This is a genomic window from Streptosporangium sp. NBC_01810 (assembly GCF_035917355.1).
GTDB lineage: Bacteria > Actinomycetota > Actinomycetes > Streptosporangiales > Streptosporangiaceae > Streptosporangium.
In genome coordinates, this window is the sequence record NZ_CP109070.1 from 3588406 (window position 1) to 3605636 (window position 17231).

A 17231-nucleotide genomic window follows, 5' to 3' on the forward strand; every position below is an offset into this window, starting at 1 on the left:
GTTCGTTCAGTGGAGTGTCCCTGGGGCCCGTCCGCCGACTCGGGCGTCCGGCTCGCTCCCGGGGCATTAAAAAGACTATGCCCCTTCCGAAACATCGTCAAATCAGCCGCGCTTGGTAAAACCGCAGGTCAGAGGGGTCCCTTAAGGAACCTGGGCATGTTTGCTACCGGAAAGTTACGCAGTGGGACAGCGGACGCCCCGGCCGAAGCCGGGGCGCCCATCCCTGGTAATCATCGCCTTGACCTGGCAGAAGAGCAGGGCAACAGTGCAGGAGGGGTCAGGCCTCGACGATCTCGACGCCGCCGACCGAACGCTTGCCCCTGCGGAGCACCAGGAAGCGCCCATGGAGCAGATCATCGGCCGACGGCACGTACGCCTCGTCGGTGACCTTGCTGTTGTTGAGATAGGCGCCGCCCTCCTTGACAGTGCGGCGTGCCTCGGACTTCGACTTGACCAGACCGCTCTCGGCGAGCAGGTCGACAAAGGACGCCCCCAGTGCGGGGACCTCGGCACGCGGCACCTCGGCGAGAGCCTCACCAAGCGTGCGCGCGGGCAGCTCCTCCAGGGAGCCCTGGCCGAACAGGGCCGCCGAGGCGGCGATCACCGCGGCGCACTCGTCGGCACCGTGCAGCAGCGTGGTGAACTCCTCGGCGAGTGCTCGCTGGGCCTCGCGCGCGGCGGGCCTCGCGGCGGCGGTCTTCTCCAGTTCCTCGATCTCCTCACGGGACCTGAAGCTGTAGATCTTGAGGAACTTCACCACGTCCCGGTCATCCGAGTTCAGCCAGAACTGGTAGAAGGCGTACGGGGAGGTCATCTCCGGGTTGAGCCAGACCGCGCCGCCGGCGGTCTTGCCGAACTTGGTCCCGTCCGCCTTGGTGATCAACGGCACGGTGAGGGCGTGCACATGGCCACCCGTCACCCGGCGGATGAGGTCGGTTCCCGCGGTGATGTTGCCCCACTGGTCGCTGCCGCCGATCTGGAGCGTGCAGCCGTAGCGCCGATTCAGCTCCAGGTAGTCGTTGGCCTGCAGGATCTGGTAGCTGAACTCGGTGTAGCTGAGCCCCTCCCCTCCCAGTCGTGCGGAGACCGACTCGCGGGCGAGCATGCGGTTGACCGGGAAGTGCTTGCCGACGTCACGCAGGAAGTCGATCGCGGACATGCCCTCGGTCCAGTCGAGGTTGCTGACGAGGATCCCGCCCGTCTCATCCGAGAAGTCGAGGAACTTCTCCAGCTGGACGCGGATCCGCGCGACCCATTCGGCCACCACGTCGGAGGAGTTGAGCGAGCGCTCGGTGCTCCGGCCACTGGGGTCGCCGATCAGGCCGGTCGCGCCGCCCACCAGGCCGACGACCCGGTGGCCCGCCCGCTGCAGGCGGGTGAGGGTCAGCAACGGGACCAGGTTGCCGACGTGCAGCGAGGGCGCGGTCGGGTCGAAGCCGCAATAGACCGTGATCGGACCCTCGGCCATCGCCCCGCGCAGGGTGTCGATGTCGGTGGACTGCGCGATCAGGCCGCGCCAGGCGAGGTCATCCAGAATGTCGGTCACGATCCTTGCTTTCCAATGCTCGAAGGGACATTTAGCGCTCTCGTACACCCTGCCCGATCGCAGCACCGTCGCGCCACTCGAAACCCTCCTCGCGCGAGTCGACCGCGCTTGTACCGCCGATGGGCCCCGATGTGCCCAGATGGGCCGCCGATGGGCCGCTCAGCGCAGCGAAACCCTCCTCACGCACGAGTCGACCAGCCGGTAGGCGAGGAGGGATCCGCGGGTGGCCTACCGGCGGCGCGGGACGTGCGGGCGATGGGGCGAGACGGTGGGATCGCCGTCGATCCAGAAACGCCACGGCGTCTCCTTCCCCGACGAGACCCCGGTACGCGGCCCCGACCGGACGGACGGGGCCTTGGCGGGCTCGCCCTCGGTCACGGAGAGCGATCCCGGGGCGCAGACATCGAGCCCGTTGTGCTTGAGGGTGAAGCCGAGCGCCACCGCCAGACGTGCCGGCCCTCGGGCCAGATCGACCTCCCGGACGGCACGGGCGCTTCCGGCGCTCCGCCGGGTCAGAGCGGTCCCGACACCGGAGATCACCTCTCCGGCCCTGAGCAGTATCCCGGAACCCGTCCCCTCTGGAAGGCACGTGAGGTTGGCACAGAAATGCATGCCGTAGGTGAAATAGACGTACAGGTGGCCAGGCGGGCCGAACATCACCGCGTTGCGCGGTGTCCGGCCTCGGTAGGTGTGCGACGCGGGATCCTCCCCCGGCAGGCCGTACGCCTCGACCTCGGTGAGACGCAGCGCGACCGGCCCGTGCACGAGCACCCGTCCCAGCAGGTCCGGAGCGATCTCGTGAGCGGGCCGGTCGAAGAAGTCGCGCGCCAGCGGCGCGGGCGCGGCGAGCGAGTGCCCGCCGTGCTCGTCAGCGGGCATCAGTTCCCAATTGCCCAGGCCGCCTGGGCGTCGACGATCTCGCGGAGCGCGACGAGCTGGTCGCGGACCCGGTCCGGCGCCGTACCGCCGTGCGCCTTGCGGGCGGCCAGCGCGCCCGGCACCGAGAGGACCTCGCGGGAGTCGGGCGTGAAGTGCGGCGAGACCTTGGCCAGTTCGTCGTCGGTGAGCTCGCCGAAGTCCTTGTCGTTGACCTGGCACCAGACGACCAGGTGTCCGACCGCCTCGTGGGCCTCACGGAAGGCGACCCCCCTGCGGACCAGCAGCTCGGCCAGGTCGGTGGCCAGCGCGAACCCGTCGGGGGCCGAGGCCTCCAGTTTGGCGGTGTTGACGCGCATGGTCGCGACGAGCCCGGCCATGGCGGGGAGGACGAGCAGCAGGTTGTCGACGGAGTCGAACACCGGCTCCTTGTCCTCCTGCAGGTCCCGGTTGTAGGTCAGCGGCAGGCCCTTGAGCGTCGTCAGCAGCGACATGAGGTTGCCGATGAGACGGCCGCTCTTGCCCCTGGCGAGCTCGGCCACGTCGGGGTTCTTCTTCTGCGGCATGATCGATGAGCCGGTGGAGTAGGCGTCGTCCATCTCGATCCAGCGGAACTCCTGCGAGGCCCACAGGACGATCTCCTCGCCCAGCCGGGACAGGTGCACGCCGATCATCGCCGCGTCGAACAGGAACTCGGCGGCGAAGTCACGGTCGGCGACCGCGTCCATCGAGTTGGGCGCCGCGGAGTCGAAGCCGAGCTCCCTGGCCACGGCCTGCGGGTCGAGCGGCAGGGAGGATCCGGCCAGTGCCCCGGCACCGAGCGGGGAGACGGCCGCGCGCCTGTCCCAGTCGCGCAGCCGCTCGATGTCGCGGGCGAAGGCGTGTACGTGCGCCAGGAGCTGGTGGCCGAAGGAGACCGGCTGGGCGTGCTGCAGGTGGGTCATGCCGGGGGCCGCCGTCTCGGCGTGCTCCTCGGCCTGGCTCATCAGCGCGGTCTCCAGCTCCACCAGCCGGGACACGATGTGCCTGACATGATCGCGGAGGTAGAGCCGCAGATCGGTGGCGACCTGGTCGTTGCGGCTTCGGCCGGCTCGAAGCTTGCCGCCGAGCGTGCCGAGGCGTTCCAGCAGGCCGCGCTCCAGCGCGGTGTGGACGTCCTCGTCGGCGACGGTCGGCCGGAATTCACCCTCCTTGCAGGCTCGCTCCAGGTCGTCCAGAGCACCGATCATGCGAGCCAGCTCGTCGTCGGTCAGCAGGTTCGCGCGGTGCAGCACCCGGGCGTGCGCGCGCGAGGCCAGCAGATCGTACGGAACCAGCCGCCAGTCGAAGTGCACGCTCACAGAGAGCCTGGTCAGCGCGTCGGCCGGACCTCCTTCGAACCGGCCGCCCCACAGCCGCATCGGCTTACCACCATCAGTCACCGTTGTTCTCCCTCCCCATTCAATCCGCGACCTTAGCCCAATCGGCCCAGTCGGGCGTCCCGGGCGGAGGCAATCTTGGAGGGAAGGCCCCACAGCTCGACGAAGCCCTTGGCGAGGGACTGGTCGAAGGTGTCGCCGGTGTCGTAGGTGGCGAGGTTGAAGTCGTACAGCGACGCCTCGGAGCGCCGGCCCGTGACCGTGGCCCGGCCGCCGTGCAGGGTCATCCGGATCTCGCCGGTGACGTGCTCCTGCGCCTCGGTGATGAAGACGTCCAGGGCCTTCTTGAGGGGGGAGAACCAGAGGCCGTCGTAGACGAGCTCGCCCCAGCGCTGGTCCACCGACCGCTTGAACCTGGCCAGGTCGCGCTCGACCGTGACGTTCTCCAGTTCCATGTGCGCGGTGATCAGAGCGATGGCGCCCGGCGCCTCGTAGACCTCGCGGGACTTGATACCGACGAGCCGGTCCTCGACCATGTCGAGGCGGCCGATGCCCTGGGCGCCCGCGCGCTGGTTCAGCTCGGCGACGATCTGGAACGGGGTCAGGTGCCGCCCGTCCAGCGCCACCGGGACGCCCTTGACGAAGCTGATGACGACCTCGTCGGCCTCGCGCGGCTGGGCGGGGTCGGCGGTGTAGGAGTAGACGTCCTCGATGGGGCCGTTCCAGATGTCCTCGAGGAAGCCCGTCTCGACGGCCCGGCCCCAGATGTTCTGGTCGATCGAGTAGGGGTTCTTCTTGGTGGTCTCGATCGGCAGGTTCTTCTCCTCGGCGTAGGCGATCGCCTTGTCCCGGGTCCACGCGTAGTCGCGGGCCGGAGCGATGACCTTGAGCTCGGGGTAGAGCGCGGCCAGACCGGCCTCGAACCGGACCTGGTCGTTGCCCTTGCCGGTGCAGCCGTGCGAGACGTGGGTGCCGCCGAACTCCTTGGCCGCGGCGGCCAGGTGCTTGACGATCAGCGGCCGCGACAGGGCGGAGACCAGCGGGTAGCGGTCCATGTAGAGGGCGTTGGCCTGCAGGGCGGGCACGCAGAAGTCGGTGGCGAACTCCTCGCGGGCGTCCACGACGACGGACTCCACGGCGCCGCAGTCGATGGCGCGCTTGCGGATGATCTCCATGTCCTCGCCGCCCTGGCCGACGTCGACGGCGACCGCGATCACCTCGGCGCCGGTCTTCTCGGCGAGGAAGGGGATGGCCACGGAGGTGTCGAGGCCGCCGGAGAAGGCGAGTACGACCCGGTCAGTCATAATTGATCTCTCCAAGGTATTCGTTCGTCACAAGTCTCAGATGGTGCCGGCGTCGCCCGCCTGAGCGGGCTAAATACGTCGGTCGGCGTGCCTTAGCAGCCCCTCGGCGACCGCTGCCCCGCCCGCCGGGTCACGGCTGATGACGAGGATCGTGTCGTCTCCGGCGACCGTGCCGAGGATGGACTCCCAGTCGGCGTGGTCGATGGCGGAGGCGAGGAACTGCGCGGCGCCCGGTGGCGTGCGGAGGATGACCAGGTTGGCGGAGGCCTCGGCCGAGACGAGGAACTCCTCGGCGAGCCGGCCGAGCCGGGCGGCCGGGGACTCGCCGGTGCCTAGCCTGGCCAGTCTTATCCTGCCGCCGCCCTCACCGGGCAGGGCGTAGACCAGGGAGCCGTCCTCGGCGCGCAGCTTGAGCGCACCGAGCTCGTCCAGGTCCCGGGAGAGGGTGGCCTGGGTGACCTCGACCCCGCTCTCCAGCAGGAGCTTGGCCAGCTCCGGCTGGGATCTGACGGGCTGCCGCTGCAACAGGTCCGCGATCCTGGCCTGGCGGGCGACCTTGGTCATCGGGATCGTCACGTGGCCGCCCCGCCTCCGGGCGCGTCCGGACCGGTGGCCGAGACCAGCCAGTGCAGCAGTGCCTTCTGGGCGTGCAGCCGGTTCTCGGCCTGGTCCCACACCAGGCTCCGCGGGCCGTCGAGGACCTCGGCGGAGATCTCCAGCTCTCGGTAGGCGGGCAGGCAGTGCAGGACGATGGCGCCGGGCGCCGCCCGGTCCACCAGCGCGGCGTTGACCTGGTAGGGCATGAGGTCGGCGATCCGCTGCTCCTTGCCGTCCTGGCCCATGGAGACCCAGGTGTCGGTGGCGAGCACGTCCGCGCCCACGGCGGCCTCGGCCGGGTCCGCGAGTACGGCGACCGATCCCCCGGTCCCCTCGGCGACCTTGGCGGCCTGCCGGAGGATCTTCGGGTCCGGCAGGTATCCGGCGGGAGCGGCGACCCGCACGTGCATGCCGGCGACGGCACCGCCGAGCAGGTAGGAGTGGGCCATGTTGTTGGCGCCGTCACCGAAGTAGGCCAGGGTGAGGCCGGCGGTCCTGCCGAAGTGCTCCCTGATGGTCTGCAGGTCGGCGAGGATCTGGCAGGGGTGGAACTCGTCGGTGAGGGCGTTGACCACCGGCACCGAGGAGATCGAGGCCATGGCCTCGATCCTCTCCTGGCCCGAGGTGCGCCACACGATGGCGCCCACTTGGCGCTCCAGGACCCGGGCGGTGTCCTCGATCGATTCACCCCGGCCCATCTGGGAGGATCCGGCGTCGATGATCAGAGGAAGGCCGCCGAGCTCGCCGATGCCGGCGGCGAAGGAGACCCTGGTGCGGGTGGACGGCTTGTCGAAGAGGACTGCGACGGTCCGCGGACCCTCGAAGGGGCGGTAACCGTAACGGTCCTTCTTCATGGCCTCGGCCAGGTCGAGTACCCGGGCCTGCTCGGCGGACGAGAGGTCGTCGTCCTTCAGGAAGTGCCTGACGGGCGCCTGTGCGGAGAGGTTACTGGACATCGGCGGCCTCGTCGAGAATGGCTGGGAGCGCGGCCACGAAGGCGGCTACCTGGGCGGAAGTGATCACCAGCGGGGGCGCGAGCCGCACCGCGTGGGGCTGGAGGGCGTTGACCAGGAAGCCGGCTCGCCGCGCGGCGGTCTGGAAGTGGGCGGAGCGGTCGCCGGTCAGCAGGACGGCCAGCCACAGGCCCCTGCCGCGGACACCGGCGAGCAGCGGGTGGTCGATCGCGGCGATGCCGTCGGCGAGTTCGGCGCCGACGGTGCGCACGTGCTCCAGCAGGCCGTCGGTGTCGATCGTGTCGAGCACAGCGAGCGCCGCGGCGGTCGAGACGGGGTTGCCGCCGAAGGTGGACCCGTGGTCACCCGGGGTGAAGACCGTGGCCGCCGCGCCGAAGCCGATGCAGGCGCCGATCGGCATGCCTCCGCCGAGGCCCTTGGCCAGGGTGAGCACGTCGGGCAGGATGCCTTCGTGCTGGTGGGCGAACCAGTGCCCGGTACGGCCGATCGCCGACTGGATCTCGTCGGCGACCAGCAGCGCGCCGGCGGCGTCGCAGATCTCCCTGGCCGCCGTGAAGTAGCCCTCGGGCGGGGGCACGACCCCCGCCTCCCCCTGGGTGGGTTCGAGGAAGACCGCGGCGCACTCGCCGGTCACCGCGCTCTTGAGCGCGTCGGCGTCACCGTACGGAACGAAACGGACATCAACCGGGAAGGGCCCGAACTGGTCGCGGATGGAGGGCTTTCCGGTCAGGGCGAGCGCACCGAGGGTCCGGCCGTGGAAGGCGTTCTCGGCGGCCACGAAGTAGGTCCGGCCGTTCGACTTGCCGTACTTGATGGCGAGCTTCAGCGCGGCCTCGTTGGCCTCGGTGCCGGAGTTGGTGAAGAACACCCTGGCGGGGGCGCCGAGCAGGCCGAGCAGGCGCTCGGCGAGCAGTACCTCGGGCTCGTGCAGGAAGAGGTTGCTGGTGTGGGCGAGGACGGCGACCTGCCTGGAGACGGCCTCCACCAGCGCCGGGTGGGCGTGCCCGAGCGAGCTGACCGCGATGCCGCCGATCAGGTCGAGATACTCGCGGCCGTCGACGTCCCAGACCCTCGTGCCCTCGCCTCGGGCCAGTGCCACCGGGGGTACCCCGTAGTTGGCCATGAAGGCGGCCTCGAAGCGCGTGGCGAGCGCCTCTGTGGCGGGACTTTCCTGCGGGCTCACGTGTCGCTCCCCTTCGGCTGGGCGGTGACCGCCGCCACGGGGGCGTCCGGCAGCACCATGGTTCCTATGCCCTTGTCTGTGAAGATCTCCAGCAGCACCGAGTGGGGCACCCTGCCGTCGAGCACGTGGGCCTGCGGCACGCCCCCCTGCACGGCGGTCAGACACGCCCCCATCTTGGGGATCATGCCGCTGGACAGGGTCGGCAGGAGCCTCTCCAGCTCGGTGGCGGACAGCTCGTCGATGACCTCGTTCTCAACGGCGTCGGGACGCCAGTCGCGGTACAGGCCCTCGACGTCGGTCAGGACGATCAGCTTGGACGCCTGGAGCGCCACGGCGAGCGCGGCGGCGGCGGTGTCGGCGTTGACGTTGTAGACGGTGCCGTCGTCACTGCGCGCGACCGAGGAGATCACCGGGATCCGCCCGTCCTCCAGCAGCGCCCGCACGGCTCCGGCCTCGACGTTGACGATGTCGCCGACCTGGCCGATGTCGACGTTGGCGCCGTCGACGACGGCGTGCTTGCGTACGGCGGTGAACAGGTGGGCGTCCTCGCCGGACATGCCGATGGCGAACGGCCCGTGCCTGTTGATCAGGCCGACCACGTCGCGGTTGACCTGGCCGACGAGGACCATCCTGACGACCCGCATGGCCTCGGGGGTGGTGACCCTGAGCCCTGCGGTGAAGGTGGACTCGATGCCGAGCAGGTCGAGGTGCGCGTTGATCTGCGGGCCTCCCCCGTGCACGATCACCGGCCTGAGCCCGGCGTAGCGCAGGAAGACGACGTCGGCGGCGAACTTCTCGCGCAGGTGCTCCTCGGTCATCGCGTTGCCGCCGTACTTGATGACGACGGTCGCACCGTGGAAGCTGGCGAGCCAGGGCAGCGCCTCGATCAGCGTGGTGGCCTTCGCCAGTGCCTCGGCCTGCCTCATGAGGAGTACGCCGAGTTCTCGTGGACGTACTCGGCGGTGAGGTCGGTGGTGTGGATGGTCGCCGAGTGCGGGCCGGCCGACAGGTCGATGGTGATCGTCACCTCGCGCGGGGTGAGGTCGACCTTGGAGCGGTCGTCGCCCGCGGCACCGCCCCGGCAGATCCAGATGCCGTTGATGGCCACGTTGAGCCGGTCGGCCTCGAAGACGGCGTCGGTGGTGCCGACGGCCGACAGCACCCGGCCCCAGTTGGGGTCCTCTCCGTGGATGGCGCACTTGAGGAGATTCGATCGGGAGACGGTACGGCCGACGGTGACCGCGTCCTCCTCGGAGACGGCGCCGACGACCTCGATGGCGATCGCCTTGGAGGCGCCCTCGGCGTCCAGCAGCAGCTGGCGGGCGAGGTCCGCGCAGACCGCAAGGAGGACCTGCTCGAACTCGGCGAGGTCGGGAGCGATACCGGAGGCGCCGCTGGCCAGTAGCAGCACCGTGTCGTTGGTGGACATGCAACCGTCGGCGTCGAGCCGGTCGAAGGTGACCCGGGTCACCTTGCGGAGCACCTCGTCGAGCCGCTCGGCGGGCAGGTCGGCATCGGTGGTGATCACCGAGAGCATGGTGGCGAGGCCGGGGGCGAGCATGCCGGCGCCCTTGGCCATGCCGCCGACCATGTAGCCGCCGGCTCCCTTCCTGAAGGAGATCTTCGAGACGGTGTCGGTGGTGCGGATGGCGTCGGCGGCGGCCAGCCCGCCGTCCCTGGCGAGCTGGGAGACCGCGAGGTCGACCCCCGCCAGCAGCGGTTCCATCGGCAGACGCTCGCCGATCAGGCCGGTGGAGCAGACCGCGATCTCGCCGGCCGAGTCTCCCAGTGCCCCGGCGACCTTCTCCGCGGTGGCATGGGTGTCCTGGAACCCCAGTGGCCCGGTGCAGGCGTTGGCGCCACCGGAGTTGAGGACCACCGCGTGGACCCGGCCCCCGGACAGCACCTGTGCGGACCACAGGACGGGTGCGGCCTTCACCCTGTTGGCCGTGAAGACTCCCGCCGCGGCGCGGGAGGGACCGTCGTTGACGATCAGTGCCAGGTCGCGGGCGGCACCGGACTTGATTCCGGCGGCGACACCCGCCGCCCGGAAGCCGAGGGGGGCGGTCACGCTCATGGGGCGACTCCATTGAGAGGAAGGCCTAGCTCTTCCGGCAGGCCGAGGGCGAGGTTGGCGCTCTGGATGGCCCCGCCCGCCGTTCCCTTTGTCAGGTTGTCGATGGCGACGACGGCGACGACGCGGCCCGCACGCTCGTCCAGGACGACCTGGAGGGCGGCGGTGTTGGCTCCGAGGGTCATCGAGGTCGCGGGCCACTGGCCCTCGGGGAGCAGCCGTAGGAACGGCTCGTCCTTGGCGGCGACCTCGTACGCCTCGCGCAGGATGGCCGGGGTGAGGCCCGCTCCGGCGGGCGCGCTGCAGGTGGCGAGGATGCCGCGGCTCATCGGCGCCAGCACGGGGGTGAAGGAGACGGTGACCGGCTCACCCGCCAGCGGGGAGAGGTTCTGCTCCATCTCCGGGGTGTGCCGGTGGACGCCGCCGACGCCGTACGCGGCGGCCGATCCCATCACCTCGCTGCCCAGGAGGTTCGGTTTGGGCGCCCTGCCCGCTCCGCTGGTGCCGCTGGCGGCGACCACCACCACGTCGGGCTCGACGAGGCCGGCGGCGAAGGCGGGGAACATCGCCAGGGTGACCGCCGTCGGGTAGCAGCCGGGTACGGCGATCCTGGTGGCCGCGCGCAGTTCCTCGCGCCGGCCCGGCAGCTCGGGCAGCCCGTAGGGCCAGGTGCCGGCGTGGGTTCCGCCGTAGAAGTGCTCCCAGGCGGCGGGGTCGGTGAGCCGGAAGTCGGCGCCGCAGTCGACGACGAGGGTGCCGTCACCGAGTTGCTCGGCGACGGCGGCCGACTGGCCGTGCGGCAGGGCGAGGAAGACGACGTCGTGGCCGCCGAGGGTCTCGGGGGTGGTCTCCAGCAGGATCCGGCCGGCCAGCGGGGTCAGGTGTGGCTGGTGGGCACCGAGGGCCGTACCTGCGCTTGAGGCCGCGGTCAGCGCGCCGATCTCGATGCCGGGGTGGGACAGCAGCAGGCGCAGGAGCTCACCTCCGGCATAGCCGCTGGCACCCGCGATCGCCGCTCTCATCGGCCCCTCCGTGATCTCTGCATGTTCATACACACTCACTCATGCTCTTGCTAGAGAGATTATGCATCTCCAGGGATTGTCATGCAAGCCGGTTATGTGAGGGTTACCGGACTCTGAAATGCCTCAGAGCAGCAGGAAAGTCGCAAAAATCATGCTTTTCGGCTCGCGATAGCGGGCACGAGGCAATCGTCGGCATTTCGGCACTGTTACACATACCTACTGGTCAGTATCGTGGCGTTCTCCGGTCCTTCCCCCCTTCGGGAGTGCGAACGTATGACTGTCACCCATGACCAGGTCCAGGCCCGGCTCACCGGCCCCGGACAGCTTTTCGAGATGGACGATGTCTCCGGCCACGGCGGGACCGTCAAAACCTGGAAGCACGCCCCCGCGACACTTCCTCGCAACCCCGGTGGCAAGATCCTCAAAACCCACCTGCGCAGGGAGGTCCTGGGCTCCTGACGCCCGCCGCGCCCGCCCCGGCGGTGACCTGCCGGAAAATGAGTTGCCTTCCGTGCAGGTCACCACCGAAACTACCTGTTCGTGCCAGAGAACGCCGATCGGTCCGCCAGAACCCTGCTCCGCCACCTGGCGATGGATCTCAGCCCACTCCGCGACTCCCGCGACTTCCGACTGCTCTTCGGCTCCGGCGTCGTCACAATGTTCGGCACCTTCCTGACACTGGTCGCGGTCCCGCTGCAAATGAAGGAGCTCACCGGCTCCTACCTGGCGGTCGGCCTGGTCAGCGTGGCCGAGTTCGTCCCGATGGTGGTGTGCGGGCTCTGGGGCGGTGCGATCGCCGACGCACTCGACCGGCGCAAGATCATCCTTTACACCGAGGTGGGACTCTGCCTCACGGCCCTGATCCTGACCGTCAACGCACTGCTGCCGAAGCCACAGGTCTGGGTGCTGTACGTGGTCGGCGCGCTCTCGGCCGGGCTGGGCAGCCTGCAGCGGCCCAGCCTGGAGGCGCTGATGCCACGCGTGGTCAGGCACGACCAGCTGGCCGCGGCCGCCGCGCTCAGCGGCTTCAGGTGGAACCTGGGCGCCATCGTCGCCCCGAGCCTCAGCGGCCTGATCGCGGCCTGGTTCGGCGTCGCCGTCACGTACGGCGTCAACGTGGCGACCTTCCTGGTCTCCCTGGTCCTGCTGCGGATGGTGCGGACCCGGCCGCAGCCGGAGAACGCTCCCGCGGCCTCGATCAGGTCACTGGTCGACGGGGTCCGCTACGCCGTGGGCCGCCCCGACCTGATGGGCACCTACCTGGTCGACGTCGCCGCGATGGTCTTCGCCTTCTCCACCGCGCTGTACCCGTTCCTCGCCGACGAATTCGGCGTACCCGAGGCCCTGGGGCTCTTCTTCTCCGCCTCGGCCGTCGGCTCGCTGATCGCCTCGGTCACCTCCGGCTGGACCAGGCACGTGCACCGCCACGGCCTCGGCGTGATCGTCGCGGCGGCCGTGTGGGGCGTGGCGGTGGCACTGGCGGCGCTCATGCCCAGCGTCTGGGGCATCTTCGCCTTCCTGGCCGTGGCCGGGGCCGCCGACATGATCAGCGGCATCTTCCGCGAGACCATCTGGAACCAGACCATCCCCGACGAGCTCCGCGGCCGCCTGGCGGGCATCGAACTGCTCTCCTACACCAGCGGCCCGATGCTCGGCAACGCCAGAGCCGGCCTGATGGCCCAGCTCGGCGGGACCCGCTTCTCCCTGGGCGCGGGCGGTCTGCTCTGCGTCGGCGCGGTGGCCGCGATGACCGCGCTGCTACCGAGGTTCCGCGACTACGACGCCCGCACCGACGAGCACGCGCTCAGAGAACGCGCCCACCGCGAGAAAGTCACTCCCGTCCAGGAATAAGGCACCCGCAACCACCCTCACAGAATGGAATCCTGTTGCTACTGTGAGGTCATGACGGTCGACGTACGGAGCCCCGAGATGACGGAGTCCTCGCTGCCCGACTGGGTGTTCCCCCCGCCGGAGGGGTTCACCGCCGAGGATCTCGATCGCATTCCGCAATTACCTACACACACAGAGTTAATAGATGGAAGCCTGGTCTTCGTGAGTCCTCAGGCTTCTTTTCACATGCGAGCGGTGGATCTACTGGTCGGCGCCCTCCGTCACGCCGCGCCCGCCGATCTCCGTGCGCGCCGGGAGATGAGCGTCGTGCTGGGCAGGCAGCAACGGCCCGAACCAGACGTGAGCGTCATCCACGCCTCCGCCGAGCACAGCCCGGAACAGACCTTCTACCGGGCGGAGGACGTCGTGCTGGCCGTGGAGGTCATCTCGCCGGACTCCGAGCGGCGCGACCGCGACCGCAAACCGACGCTGTACGCCGAGGCGGGCATCGCACACTTCTGGCTGGTCGAGAACCAGTCGGGAAGGCCCGCGATCTACGTCTACGAGCTCGACCCGCTCGCCCGGTCCTACGTTCTCACCGGCATCCACCACGACCGGCTCAAGATCTCGGCCCCCTTCGACATCGACATCGATCTGACGGAGATCGACCGGCTCTAAGCCCTTTCTCGCGGATCCTGCCATGGCGGGGATCGGTCAGGTGGTGCCCCGCAGGACGAAGGTCCGTCCGGAGCCGAGGTCACGGACCACGAAAGCAGTCAACGACCCCCTCCTGAAGGAGGGGGCTTGAGGCGCGGTAACGCGCTGTGAAAAAAAGGGGGGCTCGGGGCATGCCCCGAGCCCCCTTCGTGGAGCGGTCAGACGCCGCGCAACTGCGCCCCGGTGCGCTCGGCGGCCAGGGCCACGGCCGCGTCACGGGCCGCGGTGGTCTCCTCCACCGTTAGCGTCCTGTCGGCAGCCCGGAAACGCAGGGAGTAGGCGAGGGACTTCCTGCCCTCACCGACCTGGGCGCCGGTGTAGACGTCGAACAGCCGGATCGACTCCAGCAGCGCGCCCGCGCCCTCACGCAGCGCCGCCTCCACCGGGGCCACCGGGGTCACCGCGTCGACGATGAGCGCGACGTCCTGGCTCGCGACGGGGTAGCCGGAGATCACCGGTGCCTGCGGCCGGCCGACCGGCAGCCCCTCCAGCCTGGTCAGCTCCAGCTCCATCGCGCAGGTGCGCGGGGGCAGGCCGTACGCCTCGACCACACGGGGGTGCAGCTCGCCGGCGTGACCGACGAGCACGTCACCGGCGTACAGCGCGGCGCAGCGGCCCGGGTGCCAGGGCTCGTGCCGGTCCGCGCGGACATCGAGGGTGACGCCGGCCTCGGCGGCCACCACCCGGGCCGCCTCGACGGCATCCGCCCAGTCGGCTCCCCTGCCCCTGCCCCACCAGCCGGACGGCTCGAACTCCCCGGCCAGCACGACCCCGACCCGCAGCGGCTGGGCCGGCAGCGCGGCCTCGATCGAGGCGAGCTCCTCCGGGCTCGGCCTGCGGCCGACGCCCAGCACGGGGGCGACGGCGGGCGCGTCCGGCGAAGGCCGGTAGACCAGGCCCGTCTCGAACAGCGCCACGTCGCCGAAACCCCGGCCCACGTTGCGGACCAGCGTCCTGAGCAGGCCGGGCAGCAGGGTGGTCCGCATCAGCGGCTCGTCCTCGCTGAGCGGATTGGCCAGCCGTACGGCCAGGCGGCGCGCGTCGTCGGCGTGCAGCTGCAGGTTGTCGAAGTCGCGCTCCCCGTTGAACGGGTAGGAGAGGATCTCGACGTAGCCGGCGGCGGCCAGTGAGCGGCCGACCCGGCGGCGCAGGCGCTGGCTCTCGGTGAGACCGGCACCCGCGGGGGCGGCGGGGAGGATCGAGGGCAGGTTCTCGTAGCCCTCCAGCCGGATGACCTCCTCGGCGAGGTCGTTCGGATCGGTCAGGTCAGGCCGCCACGAGGGTGGAGTGACCATCAGCATGTCGTCACCGGTGACCGCGAGCTTCGCGGTGATCTCGTCGGCGGCGGTGCCGCCGGTCTCGGTGACGAAGCTCTCGACCGCGCAGCCGACCTGCTCCAGGCGGCGGATCACCGTCTCCCGGTCGTAGGCGGTGCCCGCGACGCGGCCGGGGTAACCGCTCGGGATGGCGACCCGGACCGGCTCGCCCCCCACCTCGGCGTGGGTGACGCCCGGCTGGATCGTGCCGCCGCCGAGCTCGGCCAGCAGCTGGGCCGCACGCCAGGAGGCCTGCAGCGGAAGCTCCCGGTCGACGCCCCGCTCGAAGCGCTTGGACGCCTCGCTGACCAGGTTGTGCCGGCGCGACATGCGCGCGATGCCGCTGGCGGAGAAGTGGGCGGCCTCGATCACGATGTCGGTGGAGGCATCGGAGATCTCGGTGTGCAGGCCGCCCATGGTGCCGGCCATCGAGATCACGCCCGACCCGTCGGTGATCAGGATGTCGTCCGGGTGGAGCTTGCGGACCACGTGGTCGAGGGTCTCCAGCGTCTCTCCGGGCTCGGCCCTGCGCACCACGATCTCGCCGGTCAGCCTGGCGGCGTCGAAGGCGTGCAGCGGCTGGCCGAGCTCCAGCATGACGTAGTTGGTGACGTCGACGGCCAGCGAGACCGGGCGCATACCGGCCCGGGTGAGCCGAGCGCGCAGCCACAGCGGGCTGCTCGCCGACGGGTCGAACCCGCGGATCTCGCGGAGCACGAAGCGGTCACAGGCCGACGCGTCGGCGATCGAGGCCGGGTAGGAGGGACCGGACGCGGTGGGCGGGGAGACGTCCGCCGGGTCGATGAACGCCGAGTCGAAGGCGGTGGCGGCCTCGCGGGCCACGCCCCGGATGGAGAGCGCGTAGCCGATGTCCGGGGTGATCTCAAGCTCGATCACGTCGTCGCGCAGGCCGAGCAGCTCGACCACGTCGGCGCCGATCGGGGTGTCACCGGGCAGCACGAGGATGCCGGGTGAGGAGTCGGCCACGCCGAGCTCCGCCTCCGAGCAGATCATGCCGTCCGACAGGCGTCCGTAGGTCTTGCGGGAGGCGATCTCGAACCCGCCGGGCAGCACGGCGCCGGGCAGCGCGACCGGGACGCGGTCGCCGGCCTCGAAGTTGGTCGCGCCGCAGACGATCTCGCGAGGCGCGGCCTCCCCCACCTCGACCTGGCAGTGGCGGATGGGCTTCTTGAAACCCTCCAGGGTCTCGATGGAGAGCACCTCGCCCACGACGACGTTCTTGATGTCGTGGCCGTAGGAGATGACGGACTCGAGCTTGAGCCCGGCCGCGGTGAGCTTCTCGGCGATCTCGTGCGCCGTGACGGCGGGGAGATCGACGTACTCCCGCAGCCATGAAAGCGGGACCTTCATCAGACCTCCATTCCGAAGGGGAGCGTGAAGCGGACGTCTCCCTCGACCATGTCGCGCATGTCCTCGGCGTTGTGGCGGAACATCAGGGTGCGTTCGACGCCCATGCCGAAGGCGAAGCCGCTGTATCGGGCCGGATCGACGCCGCAGGCGATGAGCACCCGCGGGTTGACCATGCCGCAGCCGCCCCACTCGATCCAGCCCTCCGACTTACAGGTGCGGCAGGGCGGGTTTCCCGGCACCGCGGAGGCACCGCGGCAGACGAAGCACTTCAGGTCCATCTCGGCGGAGGGCTCGGTGAACGGGAAGTAGTTGGGCCGGAACCGGGTGGTGATGCCCTCACCGAACATGACCTCGGCGAACCGGTCGAGGGTGCCCTTGAGGTGGGCCATGGTCAGGCCCTCGTCGATCGCCAGCCCCTCGACCTGGTGGAAGACGGGGGTGTGGGTGGCGTCGAGCTCGTCGGTGCGGAACACCTTGCCCGGCGAGATCACGTAGACCGGGAGCTCCCTGCTGAGCAGCGCCCGGATCTGGACGGGAGAGGTCTGGGTGCGCAGCACCTTGCCCGAGTCGACGGACTCGACGAAGAAGGTGTCGTGCTCCGAGCGCGCCGGGTGGTCGGTGGAGATGTTCAACGCGTCGAAGTTGAACCACTCCCCCTCCAGCTCGGGACCCTCCGCCACCTCGTAGCCCATCGCGACGAAGGCGTCGGCTATGCGCTCCTGAAGGGTGGTCAGCGGATGCCTGGCGCCCCGGGAGGCGCGGCCCGAGGGCAGCGTGACGTCGACGGTCTCCTCGACGAGGACCCGCTCGTCGCGCTCGGCCTCCAGCTGTGCCTGCCGTTCGGCGAGGGCGTCGGCGACGGCTTTGCGGGCACCGCCGATGCGCTTGCCCGCCTCGGCGCGGGCCGCCGGGGGCAGGGCGCCGATCTCGCGGTTGGCCAAGGCGATCGGTGAGCGGTCACCGGTGTGCGCGAGGCGCACCTGCTTGAGTTCTTCGAGGTCGCGCGCCGCCTTGACGGCGTCGAGCGCGTCGGCCTGCATGCGCGCCATCTCGTCGGCGTGCA

15 protein-coding genes are annotated in these 17231 nt (G+C 70.2%); 3 read left to right on the plus strand and 12 right to left on the minus strand.

Features of this window, described 5'->3' with window-relative positions; all coding sequences use genetic code 11:
* Nucleotides 1-277 precede the first annotated feature (277 nt).
* From tyrS to argC, 10 genes are all read right to left on the minus strand, one after another.
* Complete coding sequence (tyrS, locus tag OIE13_RS16075) at nucleotides 278-1546, minus strand: tyrosine--tRNA ligase (protein WP_326638879.1); 1269 nt, start codon at nucleotides 1544-1546, stop codon at nucleotides 278-280.
* Between the two features lie 228 nt (nucleotides 1547-1774).
* Nucleotides 1775-2425 (minus strand): DNA-3-methyladenine glycosylase, encoded by a 651-nt coding sequence (locus tag OIE13_RS16080; RefSeq protein ID WP_326638877.1) that lies wholly within the window; start codon nucleotides 2423-2425, stop codon nucleotides 1775-1777.
* Nucleotides 2425-3843 carry an argininosuccinate lyase gene (gene argH, locus OIE13_RS16085; protein WP_326638875.1) on the minus strand — a complete coding sequence of 473 codons (1419 nt, stop codon included), beginning with the start codon at nucleotides 3841-3843 and terminating at the stop codon, nucleotides 2425-2427. Before argH ends, OIE13_RS16080 begins: the two co-directional genes overlap by 1 nt.
* A gap of 32 nt (nucleotides 3844-3875) precedes the next feature.
* Nucleotides 3876-5084, minus strand: a complete 1209-nt coding sequence (locus OIE13_RS16090) for an argininosuccinate synthase (RefSeq protein ID WP_326830184.1) — start codon at nucleotides 5082-5084, stop codon at nucleotides 3876-3878.
* 69 nt (nucleotides 5085-5153) lie between these two features.
* Nucleotides 5154-5648 carry an arginine repressor gene (locus OIE13_RS16095; protein ID WP_326647051.1) on the minus strand — a complete coding sequence of 165 codons (495 nt, stop codon included), beginning with the start codon at nucleotides 5646-5648 and terminating at the stop codon, nucleotides 5154-5156.
* Between the two features lie 8 nt (nucleotides 5649-5656).
* A complete protein-coding gene (argF, locus tag OIE13_RS16100; RefSeq protein ID WP_326638870.1) occupies nucleotides 5657-6637 on the minus strand; it encodes an ornithine carbamoyltransferase in 981 nt (326 codons plus the stop codon).
* On the minus strand, nucleotides 6627-7778 hold the full coding sequence (locus tag OIE13_RS16105) for an acetylornithine transaminase (RefSeq protein WP_326647050.1): 1152 nt from the start codon (nucleotides 7776-7778) through the stop codon (nucleotides 6627-6629). The genes argF and OIE13_RS16105 overlap by 11 nt, the downstream gene beginning before the upstream one ends.
* 56 nt (nucleotides 7779-7834) lie before the next feature.
* Nucleotides 7835-8764 (minus strand): acetylglutamate kinase, encoded by a 930-nt coding sequence (argB, locus tag OIE13_RS16110; protein WP_326638868.1) that lies wholly within the window; start codon nucleotides 8762-8764, stop codon nucleotides 7835-7837.
* Nucleotides 8761-9915 (minus strand): bifunctional glutamate N-acetyltransferase/amino-acid acetyltransferase ArgJ, encoded by a 1155-nt coding sequence (gene argJ, locus OIE13_RS16115; protein WP_326638866.1) that lies wholly within the window; start codon nucleotides 9913-9915, stop codon nucleotides 8761-8763. The genes argB and argJ overlap by 4 nt, the downstream gene beginning before the upstream one ends.
* Complete coding sequence (argC, locus tag OIE13_RS16120; protein ID WP_326638863.1) at nucleotides 9912-10934, minus strand: N-acetyl-gamma-glutamyl-phosphate reductase; 1023 nt, start codon at nucleotides 10932-10934, stop codon at nucleotides 9912-9914. Before argC ends, argJ begins: the two co-directional genes overlap by 4 nt.
* A 273-nt stretch (nucleotides 10935-11207) precedes the next feature.
* Here argC and OIE13_RS16125 point away from each other — a divergent pair, with 273 nt between their 5' ends.
* From OIE13_RS16125 to OIE13_RS16135, 3 genes are all read left to right on the plus strand, one after another.
* Nucleotides 11208-11393 carry a hypothetical protein gene (locus tag OIE13_RS16125; RefSeq protein WP_326638861.1) on the plus strand — a complete coding sequence of 62 codons (186 nt, stop codon included), beginning with the start codon at nucleotides 11208-11210 and terminating at the stop codon, nucleotides 11391-11393.
* An 81-nt stretch (nucleotides 11394-11474) separates the two neighbouring features.
* Complete coding sequence (locus tag OIE13_RS16130; RefSeq protein ID WP_326638859.1) at nucleotides 11475-12785, plus strand: MFS transporter; 1311 nt, start codon at nucleotides 11475-11477, stop codon at nucleotides 12783-12785.
* Nucleotides 12786-12863: 78 nt separating this feature from the next.
* Nucleotides 12864-13442 (plus strand): Uma2 family endonuclease, encoded by a 579-nt coding sequence (locus tag OIE13_RS16135; RefSeq protein ID WP_326647049.1) that lies wholly within the window; start codon nucleotides 12864-12866, stop codon nucleotides 13440-13442.
* A 197-nt stretch (nucleotides 13443-13639) separates the two neighbouring features.
* Here the strand turns inward: OIE13_RS16135 and pheT are convergent, their stop codons facing one another.
* Complete coding sequence (pheT, locus tag OIE13_RS16140) at nucleotides 13640-16168, minus strand: phenylalanine--tRNA ligase subunit beta (protein ID WP_326830185.1); 2529 nt, start codon at nucleotides 16166-16168, stop codon at nucleotides 13640-13642.
* Nucleotides 16168-17217, minus strand: a complete 1050-nt coding sequence (gene pheS, locus OIE13_RS16145) for a phenylalanine--tRNA ligase subunit alpha (protein ID WP_326647048.1) — start codon at nucleotides 17215-17217, stop codon at nucleotides 16168-16170. Before pheS ends, pheT begins: the two co-directional genes overlap by 1 nt.
* Nucleotides 17218-17231 lie beyond the last annotated feature (14 nt).